We start from the raw sequence: 5,026 nt of genomic DNA, 5'->3' as shown, positions 1-5,026 counted from the left end.
CCGCCAGCCCGTGATGGCCGCTCGCACACCCCGCCCCCCGTCGCAGGACCTCATCCTCGACGGGCCGGCGCTGGCCCAGCACCGCCGGCGCCGCCAGATCCGGTTCAACCGGGTCGAGGTCCCGGCCATGCGCGCGGTCGGGTTCCACCTGCTCCTCGCCGCGATCCCGGTCCACAACATCCTGCTTCTCGGGGCCTTCGACCGCGAGGCGTTCGTCCTCTTCGTGCTCGGGGTCGAGGCGTACCTCGCCGTGACGTGGCTCGTCCTGTGGCGGTGGTACGACCCGGGCGCCCGGGTCAACGTGGCGACCGCGTTCATCTTTACCGACGTGTGGGTTCTGCTGGGCACGGTCGCCCTCACCGGCGCCGACCAGAGCTGGCTCTACCTCGTGCTCCTGCTCCGCGTGGGCGACCAGATCGTGTACGGGAAGCGCCGGACGTTGCTGTTCGCGCACCTGATGCCGGCGCTCTACGTCGGGCTCCTCGTCTTCGTCGCCGTCGTCGAGGGCCGCGAGATCGGGTGGGCGGGCGAGCTGGCCAAGGTCGGGTTCCTCTACCTCACGTGCCTGTACTTCGCCCTGTCCAGCCAGATCACCGAGGCCCTGCGACGGCGGACGGCGCAGGCAGTGGACCTGGCGCACGACTCGATTCGCGACCTCCAGCAGAAGTCGGAGGATCTCGTCGAGGCCCGCGAGGCGGCCGAGGTCGCGGCGACCTCGGCCGAGAAGGCGGCCGAGGCCGAGGCGGCCGCGAACCGGGCGAAGAGCCAGTTCCTGGCCAACATGAGCCACGAGCTCCGGACGCCGCTCAACGCCATCATCGGCTACTCCGAGATGCTCGCCGAGGACGCCGAGGACGACGGGCACGACGAGATCGTCCCCGACCTCGGGAAGATCCGCGCGTCGGGCGAGCACCTGCTCGGGCTCGTCAACAACGTCCTCGACCTCTCCAAGGTCGAGGCTGGAAAGATGGACCTGCACGTGGAGACGTTCTCGGTTCGCGACGTGCTCGACACGGCTGTCGCGGCGGTCCGGCCGCTGGCGGAGCAGAACGGGAACGCGCTCGTCGTCGAGGCCGACGGGCTCCCCTCGACGATGTGCTCCGACGCGACGAAGGTCCGTCAGATCCTGCTCAACCTGCTCTCGAACGCGTGCAAGTTCACGCACGGCGGGACGGTCACGCTCTCGGGCGAGGTCGAGGGCGGGACGGTCGCGTTCCGCGTGCGGGACACGGGGATCGGGATGACCGCGGAGCAAGTCGCGAAGCTGTTCCAGCCGTTCGTCCAGGCCGACGCCTCGACGACCCGGAAGTACGGCGGCACCGGGCTCGGCCTCGCCATCAGCCAGCGGTTCGCCCAGCTCCTCGGGGGGGACGTCACCGTCGAGAGCGCCCCCGGTGAGGGCTCCACGTTCACCCTGACGGTGCCAGACCGAGCGGCCCAGGCCTCCGCCCCCGAAGCCCGACAGGCCGCTCACGCCCCGCTCACGTAGTACCGCCATGCCCACGATTCTGCTGGTCGAAGACAACGAGATGAACCGGGACATGCTCTCGCGCCGCCTCGCCCGCAAGGGGTACGACGTCACGATCGCCGTCGACGGCGGGGAGGGCGTCCGCCTCGCCCAGGACGAACGCCCGGACCTGGTCCTGATGGACATGAGTCTGCCGGTCCTCGACGGCTGGGAGGCCACGCGCCGGATCAAGGCCGACGCCGCGACCGCCTCGATCCCGGTCATCGCGCTCACCGCCCACGCCATGAACGGCGACGAGGCGAAGTGCCGCGAGGCTGGCTGCGACGACTTCGACACGAAGCCGGTGGACCTGAAGCGTCTCCTCGGCAAGATCAAGACCTGGCTCCCTGACCCCGCCGACACGTGAGCCGGGTCCGCCCACACACGGCCGAGATCACGCGCCCCGGTGCGCTGGAGCACCTCCCCGCCCTTCTCGCCTGCCTCGACGAGGCCGCCGCCGCCGCCGGCGTCGGAGACGACGTCCTCTTCCCCGTCCACCTCGCCGCGGAGGAGGCCTGCACGAACGTGATCACGCACGGCTACACGGACGAGCCCGGACCGCTCACCCTCCGCTTCGAGGCCACGCCACGCCGCGTCGCCGTCACCCTCACGGACGAGGCGCCCCCCTTCGACCCCGCCGCCGCCCCGCCCCCGCCCCTCGACGGCGAAGACCGCCTGATCGGCGGGCTGGGCTGGCACCTCATCCGCGAGACGATGGACGAGGTCCGGCACGAGACCGGCCCGGCGGGGGGCAACCGACTCACCCTCATCAAACATCTCCCCTGATCCCATGAGCGACTATTCCCACGACCTCGACGTCCAGATCACCCCTCGCGACGGCTGCGCCGTCGCCGAGATCGTCGGCAACGTGGACACCGTCACCGCCGACGACCTCCTCACCGCGCTCCAGGCGGCCGTCGCCGACGGCCACGCCCAGCTCGTCGGCGACATGAGCGGCGTCGGGTACACGTCGAGCGCCGGCCTCCGGGCGCTCCTGGGTGCCATGAAAGAGGCCCGGCGGAGCGGGGGCGACCTCCGCCTCGCCGCCGTGGGCGACAAAGTCCTCAAGGTCCTCCAGCTCAGCGGCTTCACCAGCATCCTCCGGCTCTACCCCGACGTGGACGCCGCCCTCGCCAGCTACACCAGCTAACCGCTTCACCGATGTCTGTCTCCCAGCCTCCCTCCGCGCCATCTCTCAACGGCGCCCCGTCGCCCCCGGCCGCCCCCCGGCGGGTGGCCCTCGTGATCGGCTCCGGCGCCGTCAAGTGCGCCGCGGCCATCGGACTCCGCCGGGTGCTCGACCGGGAGGGCATCCCCGTCGACCTTCTGGTCGGCTGCAGCGGCGGGAGCCTCTACGCCACTGCCCACGCCCTCGGCGTCTCGACCGGCGAGACCGAGGCCCTCACGCACAAGCTCTGGAGGCGGGAGGTGATGACCAAGCGGGATACGCGGTCGCTCCTCAGCGCCGTCTTCCCCAAGCTGTTCACGTTCGACGGCGCCTTCGGGATGGTGGACGACCGGCCTCTGATGGAGGCCCTGCGCCCCGCGTTCGGCGGGCGGACCTTCGACGAGGCGGAGATTCCGCTCCGCGTCATCGCGACCGACTTTATGACCGGCGAGCGCGTCGTGCTCTCCGAAGGGAGCCTGCTCGACGCCATCCGCGCCAGCATCGCGGTCCCGTTCGTGTGGAAGCCGTGGGAGGTCGAAGGCCGGCCGCTCTGCGACGGCTGCCTCTCCGACCCGATGCCCGTCGACGTGGCGATCCAGGAGGGGGCGGACGTGATCCTGACGATGGGGTTCGAGGCCGAGTACCCGCGCAAGGTCTCGTCGGGGCTGAAGTTCGCGTTCCAGGTGACGAGCGTCTACACGAACAACCTGTACCGGGCCAACTACGCCTTCCACAACCTCGCGCACCACGCCGAGATCCTCCCGGTGATGCCCGAGTTCGAGGAGCGGGTCGGTCTGTTCTCGACGGACAAGATCCCCTACGTGATCGAGCAGGGCGAACGAGCCGCCGAGGAGGCCGTCCCGTACCTGAAGCACCTTCTCGCCTCCGCCCCGAGCGCGTGATGCCGCGGTCCGCTGCCCCCCCCTCCCCCGGCGCGCGCACGTCGCGCCCGAAGGTCGGCCTCGTGATCGGGTCGGGCGGGATCAAGTGCGTCGCGGCCGTCGGGCTGTGGCGGGCGCTGGAGCGGGCGGGGATCGAGGTGGACGTGGCCGTCGGGTGCAGCGGGGGGAGCGTCTATGCCGCCGCGCTCGCCCTGGGGCTCGTCGCCGACGACGCCGAAGACCTGACGCAGCGGCTCTGGGGGCGGTCGTTCACGGGCGTCCGCTACCGGTCGCTCCTCCAGGTGGCTCTCCCCCGGGTGTTCGGGTTCTCCGAGCGCGTGGGCCTGCTCGACGACCGGGCGCTGGGCGCCGTGCTCGACGAGGTGTTCGGGGAGGCCAGCTTTGGCGAGGCCGCCGTCCCGCTCTTCCTCGTAGCCTCCGACCTGCGAACGGCCGAGACCGTCGTGCTCGACGCCGGGCGCGTCCAGGACGCCGTCCGCGCGAGCCTCGCCCTGCCGCTCTTGCTCCGGCCGTGGTCTGTGGGCGACCGGCTCCTCATCGATGGGGGGACGTCGAACCCTCTCCCGATCGACGTGGCCATCCGGGAGGGCTGCGAGGTCATCATCGCCATGGGGTTCGAGAGCCGCCCGGGCGAGACGATCGCGTCGTTCTCCGGCCTCGTCGGCCGGGCCGCGGCGATCGCCACGAACCACCTCATCCGCTCGACCTACGCGTTCTACAGCGCGGCCCACCACGCCGAGATCGTCCCCGTCATGCCGGCCTTCGACGGGCCGGTCCGCCTGACCGACGCGCACCTCATCCCCGACCTGATCCGGCGGGGCGAGGAGGCGGCCGAGGACCAGCTCCCCTACCTCCGCCGCCTGCTCACGCCCACGCCCGCATGACGCCCCCCGACCCCGCTCCTGGCCGCCTCCTCGTCGTCGACGACAACGAGATGAACCGCGACATGCTGTCGCGTCGGCTCCGCAAGCGGGGCTACGACGTGGCCGTGGCGTGCGACGGGCGCGAGGCGCTGGCGGCCGTCGAGGGCGGCGACTTCGACCTCGTCCTCCTCGACATCATGATGCCGGAGGTCAACGGCTACGAGGTGCTCGAGCGGCTCAAGGCCGACGACGACCTCTGCCACATCCCGGTCATCATGATCTCGGCGCTCGACGAGATGGAGAGCGTCGTCCGCTGCATCAAGCTCGGGGCCGCCGACTACCTCCCGAAGCCGTTCAACGCCATGCTCCTCAAGGCGCGCGTGGAGGCCAGCCTCGCCGTCAAGCGGCTCCACGACGAGCAGCGCGCCTACACCGAGAGCCTGGCCCGCGAGCTCGAGATCGGTCGCCGGATCCAGCGCGGGTTCTTGCCCGAGACGCTGCCCTCGGCACCGGGGTGGGACCTGGCCGCCCGGTTCCGCCCCGCGCGCGAGGTGGCCGGCGACTTTTACGACGCCTTCTGGATCGC

7 protein-coding genes are annotated in these 5,026 nt (G+C 71.3%); all 7 read left to right on the top strand.

Features of this window, described 5'->3' with window-relative positions:
• Nucleotides 1-1,489: sensor histidine kinase (locus tag WBA11_RS13880; protein ID WP_424521264.1), on the top strand; the 1,489-nt coding region annotated here is incomplete at its 5' end.
• A 7-nt stretch (nt 1,490-1,496) separates the two neighbouring features.
• On the top strand, nt 1,497-1,874 hold the full coding sequence (locus tag WBA11_RS13875) for a response regulator (RefSeq protein ID WP_424521263.1): 378 nt from the start codon (nt 1,497-1,499) through the stop codon (nt 1,872-1,874).
• On the top strand, nt 1,871-2,293 hold the full coding sequence (locus WBA11_RS13870) for an ATP-binding protein (protein ID WP_424521262.1): 423 nt from the start codon (nt 1,871-1,873) through the stop codon (nt 2,291-2,293). Before WBA11_RS13875 ends, WBA11_RS13870 begins: the two co-directional genes overlap by 4 nt.
• Nucleotides 2,294-2,297: 4 nt before the next feature.
• Complete coding sequence (locus tag WBA11_RS13865) at nt 2,298-2,657, top strand: STAS domain-containing protein (protein ID WP_424521261.1); 360 nt, start codon at nt 2,298-2,300, stop codon at nt 2,655-2,657.
• An 83-nt stretch (nt 2,658-2,740) separates the two neighbouring features.
• The gene (locus WBA11_RS13860) at nt 2,741-3,577 is read left to right on the top strand and encodes a patatin-like phospholipase family protein (RefSeq protein ID WP_424521260.1); all 837 of its coding nucleotides are present in this window, start codon (nt 2,741-2,743) and stop codon (nt 3,575-3,577) included.
• Nucleotides 3,577-4,461, top strand: a complete 885-nt coding sequence (locus tag WBA11_RS13855) for a patatin-like phospholipase family protein (RefSeq protein WP_424521259.1) — start codon at nt 3,577-3,579, stop codon at nt 4,459-4,461. Before WBA11_RS13860 ends, WBA11_RS13855 begins: the two co-directional genes overlap by 1 nt.
• Nucleotides 4,458-5,026: response regulator (locus WBA11_RS13850; RefSeq protein WP_424521258.1), on the top strand; the 569-nt coding region annotated here is incomplete at its 3' end. The genes WBA11_RS13855 and WBA11_RS13850, both read left to right, overlap by 4 nt.

Origin of the sequence: Rubrivirga sp., assembly GCF_049648075.1 — a bacterium.
GTDB lineage: Bacteria > Bacteroidota > Rhodothermia > Rhodothermales > Rubricoccaceae > Rubrivirga.
This window is presented reverse-complemented; position numbering and strand designations above follow the sequence as displayed.

What these genes read in the sequence shown, in the direction of transcription:
- WBA11_RS13865 (WP_424521261.1), top strand. Translation starts at nt 2,298, where the DNA reads ATGAGCGACTATTCCCACGACCTCGACGTCCAGATCACCCCTCGCGAC.
- WBA11_RS13855 (WP_424521259.1), top strand. Translation starts at nt 3,577, where the DNA reads ATGCCGCGGTCCGCTGCCCCCCCCTCCCCCGGCGCGCGCACGTCGCGC.
- WBA11_RS13875 (WP_424521263.1), top strand. Translation starts at nt 1,497, where the DNA reads ATGCCCACGATTCTGCTGGTCGAAGACAACGAGATGAACCGGGACATG.